The 18058-nt window shown below is 44.9% G+C and carries 12 protein-coding genes; 10 read left to right on the top strand and 2 right to left on the bottom strand.

Annotation, left to right across the window (positions count from 1 at the left end; translation table 11 throughout):
* Positions 1-123: 123 nt before the first annotated feature.
* A complete protein-coding gene (locus tag RZO55_RS02545) occupies positions 124-2436 on the bottom strand; it encodes a hydratase (protein WP_318062731.1) in 2313 nt (770 codons plus the stop codon).
* Between the two features lie 3 nt (positions 2437-2439).
* A complete protein-coding gene (locus RZO55_RS02540) occupies positions 2440-3771 on the bottom strand; it encodes a citrate synthase (RefSeq protein WP_318062730.1) in 1332 nt (443 codons plus the stop codon).
* A 351-nt stretch (positions 3772-4122) separates the two neighbouring features.
* Between RZO55_RS02540 and RZO55_RS02535 the strand changes: the two genes are divergently transcribed.
* From RZO55_RS02535 to rsmB, 10 genes are all read left to right on the top strand, one after another.
* Complete coding sequence (locus RZO55_RS02535) at positions 4123-4815, top strand: ClpP family protease (protein ID WP_439100014.1); 693 nt, start codon at positions 4123-4125, stop codon at positions 4813-4815.
* A gap of 61 nt (positions 4816-4876) precedes the next feature.
* Positions 4877-7606, top strand: a complete 2730-nt coding sequence (locus RZO55_RS02530) for an FtsK/SpoIIIE family DNA translocase (RefSeq protein ID WP_318062728.1) — start codon at positions 4877-4879, stop codon at positions 7604-7606.
* Between the two features lie 23 nt (positions 7607-7629).
* Entirely contained in the window at positions 7630-9300 is a 1671-nt protein-coding gene (locus RZO55_RS02525; protein WP_318062727.1) for a formate--tetrahydrofolate ligase, read from the top strand.
* A gap of 13 nt (positions 9301-9313) precedes the next feature.
* Positions 9314-10795 (top strand): UDP-N-acetylmuramoyl-L-alanyl-D-glutamate--2,6-diaminopimelate ligase, encoded by a 1482-nt coding sequence (locus tag RZO55_RS02520; protein WP_318062726.1) that lies wholly within the window; start codon positions 9314-9316, stop codon positions 10793-10795.
* 45 nt (positions 10796-10840) lie between these two features.
* The gene (locus RZO55_RS02515) at positions 10841-12274 is read left to right on the top strand and encodes a UDP-N-acetylmuramoyl-tripeptide--D-alanyl-D-alanine ligase (protein WP_336624246.1); all 1434 of its coding nucleotides are present in this window, start codon (positions 10841-10843) and stop codon (positions 12272-12274) included.
* A gap of 24 nt (positions 12275-12298) precedes the next feature.
* The gene (gene priA / locus RZO55_RS02510) at positions 12299-14527 is read left to right on the top strand and encodes a replication restart helicase PriA (RefSeq protein ID WP_318062725.1); all 2229 of its coding nucleotides are present in this window, start codon (positions 12299-12301) and stop codon (positions 14525-14527) included.
* Positions 14528-14544: 17 nt separating this feature from the next.
* Positions 14545-15039: a peptide deformylase gene (gene def, locus RZO55_RS02505; RefSeq protein ID WP_318062724.1), complete on the top strand. Its 495-nt coding sequence runs from the start codon at positions 14545-14547 to the stop codon at positions 15037-15039.
* On the top strand, positions 15039-15974 hold the full coding sequence (fmt, locus tag RZO55_RS02500; protein WP_318062723.1) for a methionyl-tRNA formyltransferase: 936 nt from the start codon (positions 15039-15041) through the stop codon (positions 15972-15974). Before def ends, fmt begins: the two co-directional genes overlap by 1 nt.
* Before the next feature lie 39 nt (positions 15975-16013).
* A complete protein-coding gene (locus RZO55_RS02495; RefSeq protein WP_318062722.1) occupies positions 16014-16730 on the top strand; it encodes a zinc metallopeptidase in 717 nt (238 codons plus the stop codon).
* Positions 16723-18057: a 16S rRNA (cytosine(967)-C(5))-methyltransferase RsmB gene (gene rsmB / locus RZO55_RS02490; RefSeq protein ID WP_318062721.1), complete on the top strand. Its 1335-nt coding sequence runs from the start codon at positions 16723-16725 to the stop codon at positions 18055-18057. Before RZO55_RS02495 ends, rsmB begins: the two co-directional genes overlap by 8 nt.
* Position 18058: the final 1 nt, after the last annotated feature.

Raw genomic sequence — 18058 nt, 5'->3', positions numbered from 1 at the left:
ACCAGTTGGTAGATTGAATATAACATAGTTCATCAGCGCTGTCAATAACAGAGGATTGTTTTCTGTAAAAAACACAGCCGCGGCTTACAGGCATTATTCTTCCTGCAGGCCGCGGCTTATAAATTATAACTGGCTGCTTTTATTCCTGTTGTAATTAATCAGACAGCCGGCTTTGACGATTTCCCGTTCTTCCGGTGTCATGTCTGCAATATGAAGCCGTATTTCATGAATGGGATTTCCCTCCTCATTTTTTACCACATAAGCAGTGATGTGATTCATGTCTCCGTTAAGAGCGGTACGGATATCAGAAACATAGATAAAGTCTCCTATATCAAAGGACGGATCTTCATCAAGTAAAAACGGCAGCATGCCCCAGTTCATTACATTGGAACGGTAACGCTTGGTAGCATACTCGTTGGCGATGTTGGCAAGTCCTCCCAGAACTCTCTGACAGCTGGCTGCCTGCTCTCTTGCAGAACCGTCGCCCGGTTTTACTGCATAGATGACACTGCCGATTTCTGTTTCGCTGGCTTTTAAATCCGGCTGTTTTAAATATTCCTTAAGAGCGTGAAATGCAGATTCCAGTTCCTGATCGGCTTTAAGCGGGCAGGCTCCTGATTTCCTTATATTTTCCAGCTTATTTACTTCTTTGGAACGGCCAACGTATTCCGGATCCCGACGGGACAGGGTGAATTCCGCCAGTCCCAGCGGATTGGAACGGTAGGATGAGGTCTCGCCTGAAGGAATCAACTCATCGGTTGTTGTAACTGGGTCCATAATCCTGGAACATACGCGAAGTAAAATATTGTCGGTCAGGGCGATCATGGAAGGCCAGTCTTTAATGTTCGGTCCGTAAATCAAGGATTCATCCTCTATGGCTTTTTGGTACCCCTGGTAGACACGTCTGTCATAGGAGGATGAGTCAAATTCATAGGCAGGGACGGTATAATCGTCTACAAAATTCTCTGCAGATGTTAAATATCCGCCGTTTGCAGCAGTAGCCGCAATAGAGCGGGCATCCATTAATGCCACGCAGGATATCTGGCCATTACCCGGTTTGGAACCTTCCCGGCTGGGGAAATTCCTGGTGGTATGGCGAATGCTCAGAGCGTTATTTGATGGTGTATCTCCGGCACCGAAGCAGGGTCCGCAGAAAGCGGTACGCACAGTGGCACCAGCTGCCATCAGCTGGGATATGGCACCTTTTTTCACCAGGTCCATATAGACCGGCTGGGATGACGGATAGACAGAAAGATTAAAAATGTCATTTCCACAATCCTTGCCGGATAGCATGTGTGCAGCCATCATTACATTGGAATAATTGCCGCCTGCACAGCCTGCGATTACACCCTGCTGTACCATCAGTTTCCCGTCTTTAATCTTATCGGTTAATGAAAGAGCAGCTTTTCCGGTTCCCAGAATATGGGCAGCTTCCTGTTCCACTGTTCTTAAAATGTCACCCAGATTATGGTTCAGTTCGTCAATCTCATAAGTATTGCTTGGATGGAAGGGGAGGGCAATCATTGGTTTAATGGTGCTTAAATCCACGTGGACAACACCATCGTAATAAGCTGTTTCACCTGGGTTTAATTCCTGATAGTCAGATTCTCTGCCGTGAAGCTTTAAATATTCCCTGGTGTCCTCATCCGTTCTCCACACAGAGGAGAGACAGGTTGTTTCTGTCGTCATAACATCAACGCCATTTCTGTAATCAGTGTCCATGGATGATACACCGGGACCTACAAATTCCATGATTTTATTTTTCACATAGCCATTTTTAAATACAGCTCCGATAATAGCCAGCGCCACATCATGGGGGCCAATAAATGGAGCAGGAGATCCGGTTAAATAGATGGCAACAACTCCCGGATAGGCGACGTCGTAGGTGTCTAAAAGAAGTTGTTTTACCAGTTCGCCGCCTCCTTCGCCGATCGCCATGGTACCAAGAGCACCATAGCGGGTATGGCTGTCTGAACCAAGAATCATGCGCCCGCAGCCTGCCATCATTTCTCTCATATACTGGTGTATGACTGCAATGTGGGGAGGAACGAAGATTCCTCCGTATTTTTTAGCAGCAGATAGACCAAATACATGATCATCCTCATTAATTGTTCCGCCAACAGCACAAAGAGAATTGTGGCAGTTGGTCATCACGTATGGAATGGGGAATTTGGTAAGACCGGATGCCCGGGCTGTCTGAATAATTCCTACAAATGTTATGTCATGGGATGCCATGGAGTCAAAACGCAGTTTTAAGTGCTCCATGTTTCCTGATGTATTATGTTTTTCTAATATGGAGTATGCAATAGTACACTTTTTTGCTTCTTCTTTTGTAATGGGAGTACTTCTCCCGCCGTTTACCGCAGACAATTCCTCTTCTGAAATCAGCTGGGTGCCGTTTATAAGATAAGCTCCTCCGTCATACAACTTTACCATAAGTTATCGTTCCTCTCTCTTTTTATAGGGAATGGTTTCACCCACATATTTGGTAGCCGGACGCATGATTCTGCCGTCATACATCTTGTTTTCAATGTTATGAGAAAGCCAGCCTGCCATACGGGAGCATACAAATAATGGGGTATACATGTCTTCGGGTATCTGTAACATATTATAAGCGAAGCCGCTATAGAAGTCCACATTGTTTGACAGGGACTTACCGTTTCCGGCCAGGCAGGTTTTTGCAACTTTCTCAAATTTTGTCAGGAATTCATATTCATCTTCCCTGTTTTTTTGCCGTGCAAGTTTTTCACAGCAGACTTTTAAAAGATCGGCACGGGGATCAGAAACTGTATAGACCGCGTGTCCAAGCCCGTATACAAGGCCGGAATTATCATAGAAATCCTTTGCCAGAATTTTTTGGATTACTGTTTTCATCTGTGCTTCTGTTGCTTTGATCCCGATTTCTTTTTCGATAGCACTGATCATCTCACTGCAGCGGATATTGGCACCGCCATGCTTTGGACCTTTTAAGGAGCCGATGGAGGCGGAGCTGGAGGAATAGATATCGGTTCCGGTCGAGGAGATGACAACGTTTGTAAAAGTGGAATTATTGCCGCCGCCGTGATCTGCGTGGATCATAAGCATGATGTCTAAAAGATCCGCTTCCTGCTGGGTAAAGATTCCGTCTCTTCTTAACATGTAAAGGATGTTCTCAGCCATGGAATACTCCGGCTTGGGATAATGAATGATCAGACTTTCCCGGTTGTAGTGATGGATCTTGCACTGATAGGCATATACAGCAAGAGAAGGAAGCTTAGCCAGTATATTAATTCCTTTCAGCAGTGTCTGATACGGGTCCGTATTATCCGGATCCTCATCGTAATCGTAAAGAGCCAGGATGCTTTTTTGCAGACTGTTCATTAAGTTTAAGGAAGGGCTGCGTAGCATGTTTTTTTCAAGAAATTCATCTTGAAGATAATAGTGCTGGCACAGCAGAGAGGTAAATTCCCGCAATTCCTTTTGGGTAGGAAGGTATCCAAAAAGGAGTAAAAATGATGTTTCTTCAAAACCAAACCGGGAATTGTCTTTGCCGTTGACAAGATCGCTGATTTCAATTCCGCGATAATAAAGCTTACCCGGAACATTTACCTTTTTCCCATCTTCGATTTCATAGCCAACTACATCGGATACGCGGGTAAGACCGACTCTGACTCCGGTACCGTCATCGTTGCGGAGCCCCTTTTTTACGTTGTATTCTTTGAATAGGTTATTTGGAATATCCGTAAAGTTTGAGGATTTTCCAAACGTTTGTGCAATGAAAAAGTTGTTCATGCGATAATTTCTCCTTTTTTCAGATTAAGCCACAGAGATTTTTACAGAAAGGCAGCGCGATAGGATTACTCCTGCGCTGCCTTCGTTGGCAAAGAAATGTGACTTTTTATTGTTTCGTAGTTTATCATGTAAAAGCATCAAAGTCAATACCTTGTTGCGATCACAATGAAAATATTGTTGTATTTTTGTTTTTCAAGTCAGGCATATTTTTACCAAATTTATCACATCATAAGAAAGCTATTCAATATAATCGCAAACAGGAGGTTTCCTTACGTGAAAGAGTCTGAATATAGAAACAACAATCAGGAAGAAAACGATACCAGGAATACAAATGGAATCAGAAAAGAAAATCTGGAAGAAAAAAAGGCAGAGAAAGATATCGAGCAGAAAGAGGATCAGAAACTGGAAGAGTATGGGCAGGCGACTCTGGAGGATAATGAGGGCAAGCGGAAAATTCATCTGCTGACCATAATCGGAGAGATAGAAGGGCATGAAAATCTTTCCAGCAACAGCAAAACTACAAAATACGACCATATTCTTCCCAAACTTGCAGAAATCGAAGATGATGATTCGGTGGAGGGATTATTGATTTTGTTAAACACCTCCGGAGGGGATGTGGATGCAGGTTTAGCTATTGCGGAGATGATCGCTTCCTTAAGTATTCCCACCGTATCCCTGGTTCTTGGGGGGAGCCATTCGATCGGAGTGCCTTTGGCGGTCTGTACCAATTATTCTTTTATCGTGCCCACTGGTACCATGATGATTCATCCCGTAAGAATGACCGGCATGGTAATTGGTGCCTCTCAGACTTATGAATATTTTGAAATGATACAGGACAGAATCTTAAGCTTTGTTTCTGCTCATGCAAAGATTGCATATGACCAGTTAAAAAGGCTGATGCTGAATACGGAAATGCTCACCAGGGATTTAGGGACAGTACTTGTAGGGGAAGAGACTGTGAAGGAAGGCCTGATTGATGAAGTGGGCGGAATTAAAGAGGCATTGAAAAAATTATATGAGCTGATGGAAACTGCTTCCTCTTAGCCGTTGCAATTCTCCCGTTTTTTTTGTATACTGATACCAATGGATAGAAGGGGGAAGTATTGTGCCTGAGACAACAAAGAAGAAGACAACAGCAAAAAAAGGGACAAAAACAAGAAGCGGGAGAGCGAAGAACACCAGCACCAGAAAGAATGTGGTTCTGCCGGAACCGGAATTTATCCACTCGGAAGTCATAATTATTATATCATTTGCCGCTGCGGCCATCCTGTTTTTAAGTAATTTTCATTTATGCGGAATGGTAGGCGATTTTTTTCGCAGCGTGCAGCTTGGTATATTCGGCGGAATCGGATACATTGCACCGGTTTTGATGTTTGCGGGAATTGCATTTTACATTTCAAACCAGGGAAGCCCAAGAGCCGTTTTTAAACTGGTCTCCTGTGTTTTGGCGCTGGTTTCTTTGTGCGGATTTTTACAGCTTCTTTTTGGAGTAAATACCGGTGAAAATTCCGGACTTTTAAATATTTACCTGGATGCTTCCGTCAGTGGAACAGGTGGAGGCTTAGTTGGCGGATTGCTGGCGGAAGGGCTTGTTTCCATAATCGGAGTGGTGGGTGCGTATCTGGTAACTCTGGTTTTAATCATTATCTCACTGGTGTGTATTACAGAAAAATCCTTTGTTAATATGATAAAGGCAGGAAGCGGAAAGGCCTATCATCATGCAAAAGAAAATATGGACATGCATATGGAGATTCATGCAAAGCGGCAGGAGCTGAGGAAACAGCTGAGAGAGGAACAGAAACTGCGGGGCGTGAATTTGGACGCTACCAAGCTTTCTGCAGTCCGGCAGGAAGTAGAACCAGATAAACCAGATTTTGAGAGAGATCTCTATGAGGAAGAGCAGGATATTGGTGTTGGAGACATTGCGGATGAGATAGATCTGCAGACGGATAAGCTGACTGCAGTGACAGCAGTTCAGACAGAAGAAGAAAATCCGGCTGATGTGTTTCGTGGCAGCATTTCTCCTGAACCGAAAACAGAGGACGAAGACACGGTTCCATTTGAACCGGATGATATCGCGGCTCCATATAAGAGAAGTTCTGACGAGACAACCTTCTATATGAAGAAAGAGGTCAGAACGCTTAAGGAAATGGATATTGTGGAAGAAGATTTCTATCCCGAAGAACCAGAACCGGCTGTGGTTGCAGCGAACGAGACATTCTCTATTCCAGAGGAACCAAAGCAGGTGGTGACTGCATCTGGCAAGATCATTGAGACAGATACCGAGGCGCTGCAAAAGAAGCTGGAGAAGAAGCGGGAAGAATCTCAAAAAGATGAAGATGTCAGTGTAAGCCGGCAAATTATTGAAAAGAAGGAAATAGTGAAAAAGGAATATAAGTATCCGCCTCTTTCGCTGCTGAAAAAAGGCAAGTCATCGGTATTTTCTAACCAGGAATACAAGGAGACAGCCATCAAACTGCAGAAGACATTGCAGAATTTCGGTGTGGGAGTAACTGTAACCAATATCAGCTGCGGACCCTCCGTAACCAGATATGAGCTTCATCCCGAGCAGGGAGTTAAGGTGAGCAAGATCGTTGGTCTGGCTGATGATATCAAGCTGAGTCTTGCTGCAGCAGATATTCGTATCGAAGCGCCGATTCCGGGAAAATCCGCAGTTGGAATTGAAGTGCCTAATAAAGAGAACAACATGGTGTTTTTACGTGATATTCTGGAAGCTGACAGTTTTCAGAAACACTCCTCAAGTATTGCTTTTGCAGTGGGAAAAGACATCGGCGGACAGGTTGTTGTAACGGATATTGCCAAGATGCCCCATCTGCTGATTGCAGGTGCTACCGGCTCTGGTAAGTCTGTCTGTATCAATACACTTATTATGAGCATTATTTTCAAAGCGGATCCTGAAGATGTGAAGTTAATCATGGTAGACCCGAAAGTGGTGGAATTAAGCGTTTATAACGGAATTCCCCATTTACTGCTTCCGGTGGTGACCGATCCGAAGAAGGCGTCAGGTGCTTTAAACTGGGCAGTGGCGGAGATGACAGACCGTTATAATAAATTCGCCCAGTACAATGTCCGTGAGATAAAAGGTTATAATGCCAAAGTAGAAAACTTAAAAGATATTGATGATGAGAACAAGCCTCAGAAGATGCCGCAGATTGTTATTATTATCGATGAGCTTGCGGATCTGATGATGGTTGCGCCTGGTGAGGTGGAGGATTCTATCTGCCGGCTTGCACAGCTTGCGAGGGCTGCAGGTATCCATCTGGTTATCGCTACCCAGCGTCCCTCTGTCAATGTAATCACTGGCTTAATTAAAGCAAATGTGCCGTCAAGAGTGGCCTTTGCCGTATCTTCCGGAGTGGATTCCAGAACTATTATTGACATGAATGGTGCGGAGAAGCTTCTGGGAAAGGGAGATATGCTGTTTTATCCTGCCGGTTATCCAAAGCCCATGCGTGTTCAGGGAGCATTTGTATCTGATACAGAGGTCTCGAAAGTGGTGGATTTCCTGACGGAACAGGGTATGGCACCTGAGTACAATCCGGAAGTAGAGAATATGATTGCTTCTGCTCCTGCAGCTGCAGATTCAAAAGGCGGCCAAAGTGACCGGGATGAGTATTTTGCCCAGGCAGGAAGATTTATAATAGAAAAAGATAAGGCCTCTATTGGCATGCTGCAGAGAATGTATAAAATCGGGTTTAACCGGGCAGCCAGAATCATGGATCAGCTTGCTGAGGCCGGTGTTGTTGGAGAAGAGGAAGGAACCAAGCCACGTAAGGTAATTATGAGCATGGAAGAGTTTGATGAGATGTTTTAGCACATATAAGGAGGATGATACTTATGAAAACTGATATTGAGATCGCACAGGAAGCGAATATGATACCGATTAAGGAAGTGGCAGCATCCTATGGGATAGCAGAGGATGATCTGGAGCTTTACGGCAAATACAAAGCAAAGCTTTCTGATGATTTATGGGAACAGGTAAAAGACCGCCCGAATGGAAAACTGGTTCTTGTTACAGCCATCAATCCTACACCTGCAGGCGAAGGAAAGACCACTACGACTGTCGGACTGGGACAGGCATTTGGGAAAATAGGGAAAAAAGCGATCATTGCTTTAAGAGAGCCCTCATTAGGTCCGTGCTTTGGAATCAAGGGCGGAGCAGCGGGCGGCGGCTATGCCCAGGTTGTTCCTATGGAGGATTTAAATCTCCATTTTACCGGAGATTTTCATGCCATTACTTCAGCAAATAATTTACTGTCAGCGCTCCTAGACAATCACATCCACCAGGGCAATGCTTTGGGAATTGATACAAGGCAGATTCTGTGGAAGAGATGTCTGGATATGAATGACCGCGCATTAAGGAATATCGTGGTGGGACTTGGCTCAAAAGCGGAAGGATTTGTCAGAGAAGATCACTTCGTCATTACAGTGGCTTCCGAAATTATGGCAATTCTCTGCCTTGCGGATGATATGAATGATTTAAAAGAGCGATTGGGACGAATTATCGTTGCATATAATTATTCCGGAGAGTCTGTGACTGCAGCCCAGTTAAATGCTGTGGGTGCCATGGCGGCATTGCTTAAGGATGCTTTGAAGCCGAATCTGATCCAGACTCTGGAGCATACAGGTGCCATCGTTCATGGAGGTCCTTTTGCCAATATCGCCCATGGCTGTAACAGTGTGCGTGCAACAAAGACAGCATTAAAGCTAGCCGATGTAGTGGTTACAGAGGCTGGTTTCGGTGCCGATTTGGGTGCGGAAAAATTCCTGGATATCAAATGCAGAAAGGCAGGCTTAAAGCCGGATGCCATCGTTTTAGTAGCTACCGTCAGAGCCTTAAAATACAACGGCGGCGTGGCGAAAGACCAGCTGAAGGAAGAGAATTTAGAAGCGCTGAAAAAAGGAATTGTAAATCTGGAAAAGCACATCGAGAATATGCAAAAGTATGGTGTTCCTGTTATCGTAACGCTGAATTCTTTTATAACCGATACAGAGAGTGAGTACCAGTTTGTAAAGAGTTTCTGTGAGGAAAAGGGCTGCGAATTTGCTTTATCCCAGGTGTGGGAAAAGGGCGGTGAAGGCGGAATAAAACTGGCAGAAAAGGTCCTTGAAACACTGGAAAACAAAGAGAGCCATTTTGCACCTGTTTATCCTGATGATATGAGTCTTATGGATAAGATCGGTACAGTTGCCAGAGAAATCTACGGGGCGGACGGAGTGACATATGCTCCTGCCGCTGTAAAAGCGATTAAAAAGTTTGAAGAAATGGGATTTGGCAGTATGCCGGTGTGTATGGCAAAGACCCAGTATTCCTTATCTGATGACCAGACAAAGCTGGGACGTCCCCGGGGATTTGAGATCCAGGTGCGGGATGCTTATGTCAGCGCAGGTGCTGGATTTGTTGTTGTTTTAACAGGTGCCATTATGACAATGCCTGGTCTGCCGAAGAAACCGGCAGCAGATAATATTGATGTAAATAATGACGGAGTAATCACAGGATTATTCTAATTTGGAGGTTTTTATGAAGTTTAGTCAGTGGCTTAAGGGTCTGGAGTATGAATTACTGCAGGGGAATCCTGATGTGGAAGTGGAGGATGTGGTCTACGATTCCAGAAAGGTCAAAAGCGGTGCTGTCTTTGTCTGTACCGTAGGCACCAGAGTTGATTCCCATGATTTTATACCGGAAGTGGTGGAGAAAGGTGTGACTGTTCTGGTTCTGGAACGCAGGGTAAGCCTGCCGGAAGGAGTAACTGCCATTTTCGTACATAGTGCCAGAGAAGCACTGGCTGTTTTATCTGCCGCACGATTTGATTATCCGGCAAAACGTATGGTGACCATTGGGGTAACCGGTACAAAGGGGAAAACTACAACGACCCATATGATCAAGGCAGTTTTGGAAGCGTGCGGTAAAAAGGTGGGGATGATTGGAACCACAGGGATTGTAATTGGAGAAAAGGTGAGGCCTACAGCCAATACCACGCCGGAATCTTATCAGCTTCATGAAGCTTTTTACCAAATGGCGGAAGAAGGCTGTGAGTATATGGTGATGGAAGTTTCCTCCCAGGCATTTAAGATGCACCGTGTGGATGGACTGGTCTTTGACTATGGATTATTTACTAATATATCCCCAGATCATATCGGACCGGATGAACATGAGGATTTTGATGAGTATTTATACTACAAGTCAAAGATATTCCAGTGCTCCAGGGTGGGGATTATGAATGGGGATGACGACCATTTCACTGAAGCTGTCAGGAATGCAGCCTGCAAACTGTATTCATTTTCCCTTGATAAAGAGGGGACCAGTTTTAAAGCGGAGAACATCCGTTACGTGGCGCAGTCTGATTTTGTGGGGCTGGAATTTGACGTAAAAGGAGAATATGAGCTCCCGGTGCGGGTTAATATACCTGGCAGATTCAATGTTGCCAATGCTCTTGCTGCAATCAGTGTTTTAAGCTTTTTGAATCTTCCAAAGGAAAAGGTCTGCCATGGTCTGGAACAGTTAAGTGTGAACGGAAGGATGGAGATCGTTTATTCTTCTCCTCAATGTACGGTTCTTGTTGATTATGCCCATAATGCAGTCAGCATGGAAAGCCTTTTAAAAACTTTAAGAGATTATAAACCAGTACGTCTGGTCTGTGTATTTGGCTGTGGAGGAAACCGTTCCAAAGACCGCCGTTACTCCATGGGCGACAGCGCAGGCAGACTGGCAGACTTTACAATTCTCACTGCCGATAACTCCCGGTTTGAGAAAACCGAAGACATCCTGGCAGATATCAGAAGCAGCATCTCAAAAACTGGGGGAACCTTTATCGAAATTCCGGACCGGAGAGAGGCGATACGCTACAGTATTATGAACGCCCAGCCGGGAGATATGATTGCTGTAATAGGCAAAGGCCACGAAGATTATCAGGAAGTGAACGGAGAGCGTCACCATTTCTCAGACAGGGAAGAGATTATAAGCGTTGTGCAGAGCACTGATTTTCTTAATAGAGAGAATTGACTAAAATTGCAATAAGAAAAGAATGCCGGAGGCCGATGAGCAAGTGTGGCTTTCGGCATTTCCACGGAAGATGGCAGGAATGTGCGCATAGAGCGGACATGGAACGGAGGAAACATGGTAGATATGACAGTAAAGGAAATCCTTTCAGCTACAGGCGGAACGCTTCTTAGCGGAAGTGAGGATACAGTTTTAGAGCACATCAGCATTGATTCCAGGACCATGAAGGGCAATGATTTATTTGTGCCCATTATTGGGGAAAAGGTGGATGCGCACCGGTTTATTAAACAGGCGTTTGAGCATGGAGCTGCAGCGGTACTGACCAGCGAGCATGATGAGATGGTATCTGAAAAACCCTGGATACGTGTGGCAGATACAAAAAAAGCGCTGCAGGCAGTGGGGAGCTTTTACAGAGATCATTTATCCCTGCCGTTAATTGGGATTACAGGAAGTGTAGGAAAGACGACTACCAGAGAGATGGCAGCCTGTGCCCTGTCTTCCCGTTACCGGGTTTATAAGACTCCTGGCAACAGCAACAGCCAGGTAGGGCTCCCCATCACGCTTAGTGAGATTACGCCGGAGGATGAGATAGGAGTTATCGAACTGGGAATGAGTGAACCGGGAGAACTGACCGTAATTGCCAGAATTGCAAGAATACATATGGCTGTCATTACAAACATAGGAGTTACGCATATTGAGCAGCTGGGCTCCAAAGAAAATATATACAAAGAAAAACTGACCATTCAGGATGGACTGTGTGATAACGGAATTCTCTTTTTAAATGGAGATGACGATATGCTGAAAGAAACAAAGGCAAAGACAGGATGCACAACCATCTATTACGGAACCGGTGAAAACTGTGATTACAGAGCGATTGACGTGCATGCAGAGGATGGATTTCCTGCTTTCACAGCTGTACATAAAGGAAAGCAAGTCCCTGTACGGCTGTCTGTTCTGGGAAGCCATAATGTTTTAAATGCCATGGTATCTCTGGCAGTTGCGGCAGAAAACGGGATTCCAATGGAAGAGGCGGCAAAGTCTCTCATGAGCTTCACCGGATTTAAAAACCGGCAGCAGATCTATCAGACAGGGAAGCTGACTGTAATAGACGATACCTATAATGCAAGCCCTGTTTCCATGAAGGCAGGACTTGAAATTTTAGACTCCATTACGAAGACAGAAAGAAAGATTGCCGTACTGGCTGACATGAAGGAACTGGGAGAACGTTCACGGGAATTCCATTATGAAATCGGTGTCTATATTGCAAATCACCCGGTTGACTGTGTGGTAACACTGGGAGAACTGGCTGGAGAAATTGCCAGGGCAGTGCGAGAGAATGCACCTGATATTACAGTAATGGAATTTATGGAACAGGAACCCTTAATAGCTTATTTAAAGGGAGCGTTAAAGACAGGTGACTGTGTGTTGTTTAAAGGCTCCAACAGCATGAAGCTGGGGCAGGTAGCAGAACAGTTTCACTGATCAGTCCCGATCTGGAGGAAATGAATGACAAAAAACTATGCCAGGATCATCATTGATATTTCCCATGAAAAAGTAGACAGAACCTTTGATTACCGGATTCCGGAGAACCTGCTTGCGGATATTTCTGTGGGAACCCGGGTTCTGATCCCTTTTGGCAGGGGGAATACCATGCGCAAAGGATATGTGGTGGAAATTACAGCCCAGGCTGGTTATGATCCGGATAAGATAAAAGAGATTGCGGGCATTGTGACTGACGGAGTGACAGCGGAATCCCGGTTGATTACCCTGGCATGGTGGCTGAAAGAACAATATGGATCCACCATGAACCAGGCACTGAAAACCGTGCTTCCGGTAAAGCAGAAGGTTAAACCAAAAGAAAAAAAGATTATTCGAAGTCTTTTAAACCGGGAACAGCTGACAGGTGCGTTAAATGAAGCGGTAAAAAAGAATTATAAGGCGAGAATCAGGCTTTTTTCTGCGCTGCTTAATAATCCGGTCATCCCCTATGAGATAGCAGTGAACCAGATGAGTCTTTCCGCATCCGCCATAAAGCCTCTGATTGAAAAAGGGGAGATTTGCCTGGAATCGGAAGAGATTTACCGCAATCCAATTAAGGCCGGTGAACAAAAGGGAAAAACGTTTAAATTAAATAAGGAACAGCAGAAGATTGTGAATTGCTTCTGCCAGGATTATGCAGCAGGTATCAGAAAAACCTATCTGATTCATGGCATAACCGGGAGCGGTAAAACAGAGGTTTATATGGAGCTGATTCATAATGTCATCGAAGACGACAGGCAGGTCATTGTGCTGATTCCCGAAATTGCGCTGACCTATCAGACGGTGATGCGTTTCTATGGAAGATTTGGAAACCGGGTCTCCATTATCAATTCCCGGTTATCTGCAGGTGAACGTTTCGATCAGTTTGAACGTGCGAAAAATGGTGATATTGATATTATGATCGGTCCCAGATCCGCATTGTTTACCCCTTTCTCCAGGCTGGGGCTGATTCTCATTGATGAAGAACATGAAAGCGCCTATAAAAGTGAGACAGTACCCAGGTATCATGCCAGAGAGGTGGCTGCAAAGAGGGCCCGTATGGAGAATGCATCTTTGGTGCTTGGATCAGCAACTCCTTCCCTGGAAGCCTATTCCAGGGCACAAAGAGGTGACTACCAGTTGTTTCGCCTGACAGAACGAGCAAAAAAAGACAGCAGTCTGGCCAATGTATCGGTCGTGGACTTGAGACAGGAATTAAAGGACGGCAATAAATCAATTTTCAGCAGAAGACTGCAGGCGTTAATGGAAGAAAAGCTCAGGAAAAAAGAACAGATCATTCTGTTTATAAACCGGAGAGGCTATGCTAATTTCGTATCATGCCGATCCTGCGGGGAAGCCATCCGATGCCCTCATTGTGATGTAACACTAACGCTTCATAATAACAGCTACCTTGTATGCCATTACTGTGGACATCATATACCCATGCCCTCCAAATGTCCCTCCTGCGGTTCGCCTTATATCGCAAATTTCGGAGTTGGAACCCAGAAGATTGAACAGATGACCCGGAAAATGTTTCCCCAGGCGAAAATTTTGCGCATGGATTTGGATACGACGAAAGAAAAGGGCGGTCATGAAGCGATACTTTCCGCATTTTCTGAGCATGAGGGAGATATCCTCATTGGAACTCAGATGATTGTAAAAGGACATGATTTTCCTGATGTGACACTGGTTGGTGTACTGGCAGCGGATTTATCCTTAAATACACCGGACTACCGCTCTGCAGAACGCACCTTTCAGCTTCTTACCCAGGCAGCCGGGAGAGCCGGCAGAGATGCGAAGCGCGGAGATGTCATTATTCAGACCTACAGCCCCGATCATTACAGTATCGTCACTGCGGCAAACCAGGATTATGAGACCTTTTATAACCAGGAAATGGCTTTCCGCCGCCTGATGAAGTATCCGCCAGCCAGCGGGCTTTTAACCATTCAGTTCTCCTCCAGGAATGAACCGGTTCTTGGGGAGACGGCAGCTGCAGCGGGAGTATTTGTAACCGCTTTGGGTGAACCGCAGGACGTACAGATCATCGGTCCGGTAGAGGCTTCTGTCTACAAAATTAATGATATATATCGAAAAATTTTATACTTGAAACAGGAAAACTATGATATACTAATAAAAATCAGGGATCAGATGGATGGTTTTTCCGAAAATCATCCGGAATTGTTTGAACAAGTCTTGATCCAGTATGATTTTTCATAAATGAGAGGACAAAGAGAATGGCTATTAGAAAAATTAGAACCATTGGAGATGAAATTCTAAGAAAAAAATGCAAACCTGTAAAGGAAATTACCCCAAGAATCACAGATTTAATCAAGGACATGTTTGAAACCATGTATGAGGCCAATGGTGTGGGTCTTGCAGCTCCTCAGGTAGGCATACTAAAGCAGATTGTGGTGATTGATGTAGAGGATGGGAACCAGTATGTTCTCATCAATCCTGAAATTATAGAGACAGACGGCGAACAGACCGGACCGGAAGGCTGCTTAAGTGTACCAGGAAAATCCGGAACAGTTACCAGACCCAATCATGTAAAAGTTCGTGCATTTGATGCGGATATGCAGCCTTTTGAGCTGGAGGGCGAAGAGCTTCTTGCCCGTGCAATCTGCCACGAATGCGACCATTTAAGCGGGGAACTGTTTGTGGATAAGGTAGAAGGCGAAATTGAAGATGTGACTCTGGAGGAAGAGGACGAGGAGGTAGAGGAATATTGATGAGAATCATATTTATGGGAACTCCGGACTTTTCAGTCCCTGCTCTTTGCGCACTGGCAGAGGCAGGCCATGAAATTCTGGCTGTAGTGACCCAGCCGGATAAGCCAAAGGGAAGAGGCAAGGAAGTTTCTATGTCTCCTGTTAAGGTAAAAGCACTGGAATATGGATTTCCTGTTTATCAGCCTGTTAAGGCGAGAGATCCGGAATTTGTAAAATTACTGACAGACTTAAAACCGGACGTGATGGTGGTTGCGGCGTTCGGGCAGCTTCTTCCAAAAACCATTTTAGAGATTCCGAAATTTGGCTGTGTCAATATTCATGCATCCCTGCTTCCTAAATACCGAGGTGCATCTCCTATTCAGTATGCAGTTATTAACGGGGAAGAGATAAGCGGTATCACTACCATGATGATGGCGGAAGCGTTGGATACAGGAGATATGCTTGACCAGGAAACTGTTGTGCTGGATAAAAAAGAGACTGGCGGTAGTCTTCATGATAAGCTGGGTAAGATCGGCGGAAGCCTCATTGTTAAAACCTTAAAGAAGTTAGAGGATGGAACCGCTGTTTTGCAAAAGCAGAATGATGCTGATTCATGCTATGTAGGAATGATCAAAAAGAATATGGGTGATATCGACTGGTCCATGGATGCGGTATCTATTGAGCGGCTAATCCGTGGATTAAATCCCTGGCCTAGTGCCTATACTGACTGGAACGGCAGAGTGGTGAAACTCTGGGATGCAGATGTAGTGGAAAAGGAATATGAAGGTGTCTGCGGCCAGGTGGTGGAAAGCGGCAAAGATTATCTGGTAGTAAAAACCGGCAAAGGCGGATTGTCCATTAAAGAGCTGCAGCTCCAGGGGAAAAAACGTATGGAGATTGGTGCATTTCTCCGGGGTTACCAGATTGAAAATGGAACTGTTTTCAAACATATGTAAGGAATGCAGACGGCATTCCCCGGAAAGGAGAATCTGAGTATGTATTATGGCGGTATGATGGGGTACTATTTTGACCCCACCTGGATTTTTGTAATCATTGGCGCTGTGTTATCCATGGCTGCATCGGCCAGAGTAAACAGTACTTTTAATAAATATTCCAAAGTAAGAAGCATGTCTGGAATGACAGGAGCTGAAGCGGCGAAGCGGCTTTTGAATTCCCAGGGCATTTATGATGTACAGGTACGTCCTGTCAGCGGAAAGTTGTCCGATCATTATGACCCCAGGACGAAAACGGTTAATTTATCCGATTCTATTTATGGATCCACTTCAGTTGCTGCAATCGGAGTGGCTGCTCATGAGTGCGGACATGCCATACAGGATAATACCGGATATGTGCCTCTACGGTTAAGAGGGGCTATTGTACCGGCAGCCAATATTGGTTCCCATGCTGCACTGCCTATTATTTTGCTGGGCTTTTTCATCAGCGGTGCTGGTTCACCTCTGGTAAACATCGGACTGATTTTATTCTCGCTGGCAGTCTTGTTTCAGCTTGTAACGCTTCCGGTGGAATTTGATGCTTCCAGAAGAGCAGTGGTTTTACTGGGAAAAGTGGGAATTCTGGGGGATGAAGAACTGTCCCACACAAGAAAAGTGCTTGGAGCAGCGGCTCTTACCTACGTGGCAGCACTTGCAGCAACTGTTCTTCAGCTGCTGAGACTTGTTATTTTATTTGGAGGAAGAAGAGATAATGACTAAAGACACAGACAGCAGGGAGATTGTACTGGACGTTCTTATAGAAATACTGGAACGATCAGCATACAGCCATTTAGTCCTGCGTCAGGCCTTAAATAAATACCAGTATCTGGATAAAGCAGAACGTTCCTTTATAACCAGAACTGTTGAAGGAACAGTGGAATACTTAATACAAATTGATTATGTCATTGATTTTATTTCCTCAACAAAGGTAAAGAAGATGAAGCCCGTCATCCGTACGATCCTGCGGATGTCGGTTTATCAGATTTTATACATGGACCGGGTCCCGGATTGTGCGGTATGTAATGAGGCGGTAAAGCTTGCTGCCAAGCGGAAATTCACGGGATTAAAGGGATTTGTAAACGGCGTTTTGAGAAATATTTCAAGGAATAAGGAAACTCTGGAATGGCCGGATGACTCTGTCCGTTACTCTGTTCCTGCATGGATTGTATCCATGTGGACCAGAGACTATGGGAAGGAAACAGCCAAAACCATTCTGTCATCAATGCTGGAAGACAGGAAGACCTACGTACGCTTAAATACTTCCAGGGCAGGAAAGGAAGAAATTCTTAACAGTCTGAAACGACAGGATGTACAGACGTCCGAATCCAGTATTTCAGAAGATATCCTGATTTTAGAAAAATATGATTATCTTGATAGTCTGGAAGTTTTTCAAAACGGATATATTCAGGTTCAGGATGTAAGCTCTGCTCTTGTGGGAGAGGCAGCTGATCCCGGAAAAGGAGATTTTTGTATTGATGTCTGCGGGGCTCCGGGAGGCAAGAGTATTCATCTTGCAGACAAACTAAATGGCACCGGCATGGTGGAAGTAAGGGATTTAACAGAGTATAAGGTTAGTATGATACAGGAAAATATTGACCGGTGCGGCTTTGACAACATCCGGACAAGAGTTTGGGATGCCCTGGTTTACGATCCGGATTCGTTTGAAAAAGCTGACATTGTACTGGCGGATCTTCCTTGCTCCGGTCTTGGTATTATGGGACGGAAGCCGGACATTAAGTACAGGATCAAGCCGGAAAACTTAGATGAACTGGCTTCCCTTCAAAGAGAAATTCTTTCCGTTGTCCAGGCTTATGTTAAACCAGGCGGGAAGCTGGTCTTCAGCACCTGTACTATAGATAAAAAAGAGAATGAAGAAAACATGGCATGGTTTTTAGAAACGTTTCCATTTCAGGCTGTTGATCTGGAAGGAACGTTTAAAGGCCGCTTACAGATAGATACCATGAAGCAGGGATATATGCAGCTTTTGCCGGGAATTCACCCCTGTGACGGATTCTTTATCGGTGTATTACAAAAAAAGGTAGAATAAG

It is taken from the genome of Clostridium boliviensis, from assembly GCF_033342255.1.
GTDB lineage: Bacteria > Bacillota > Clostridia > Lachnospirales > Lachnospiraceae > Lacrimispora > Lacrimispora boliviensis.
Note: the sequence above shows the minus strand (reverse complement) of the source record. Positions and strands in the feature narration are given on the sequence as shown.

What these genes read in the sequence shown, in the direction of transcription:
- RZO55_RS02545 (WP_318062731.1), bottom strand. Translation starts at nt 2,436, where the DNA reads ATGGTAAAGTTGTATGACGGAGGAGCTTATCTTATAAACGGCACCCAG.
- RZO55_RS02540 (WP_318062730.1), bottom strand. Translation starts at nt 3,771, where the DNA reads ATGAACAACTTTTTCATTGCACAAACGTTTGGAAAATCCTCAAACTTT.
- RZO55_RS02525 (WP_318062727.1), top strand. Translation starts at nt 7,630, where the DNA reads ATGAAAACTGATATTGAGATCGCACAGGAAGCGAATATGATACCGATT.
- RZO55_RS02520 (WP_318062726.1), top strand. Translation starts at nt 9,314, where the DNA reads ATGAAGTTTAGTCAGTGGCTTAAGGGTCTGGAGTATGAATTACTGCAG.
- priA (WP_318062725.1), top strand. Translation starts at nt 12,299, where the DNA reads ATGACAAAAAACTATGCCAGGATCATCATTGATATTTCCCATGAAAAA.
- def (WP_318062724.1), top strand. Translation starts at nt 14,545, where the DNA reads ATGGCTATTAGAAAAATTAGAACCATTGGAGATGAAATTCTAAGAAAA.
- fmt (WP_318062723.1), top strand. Translation starts at nt 15,039, where the DNA reads ATGAGAATCATATTTATGGGAACTCCGGACTTTTCAGTCCCTGCTCTT.
- RZO55_RS02495 (WP_318062722.1), top strand. Translation starts at nt 16,014, where the DNA reads ATGTATTATGGCGGTATGATGGGGTACTATTTTGACCCCACCTGGATT.
- rsmB (WP_318062721.1), top strand. Translation starts at nt 16,723, where the DNA reads ATGACTAAAGACACAGACAGCAGGGAGATTGTACTGGACGTTCTTATA.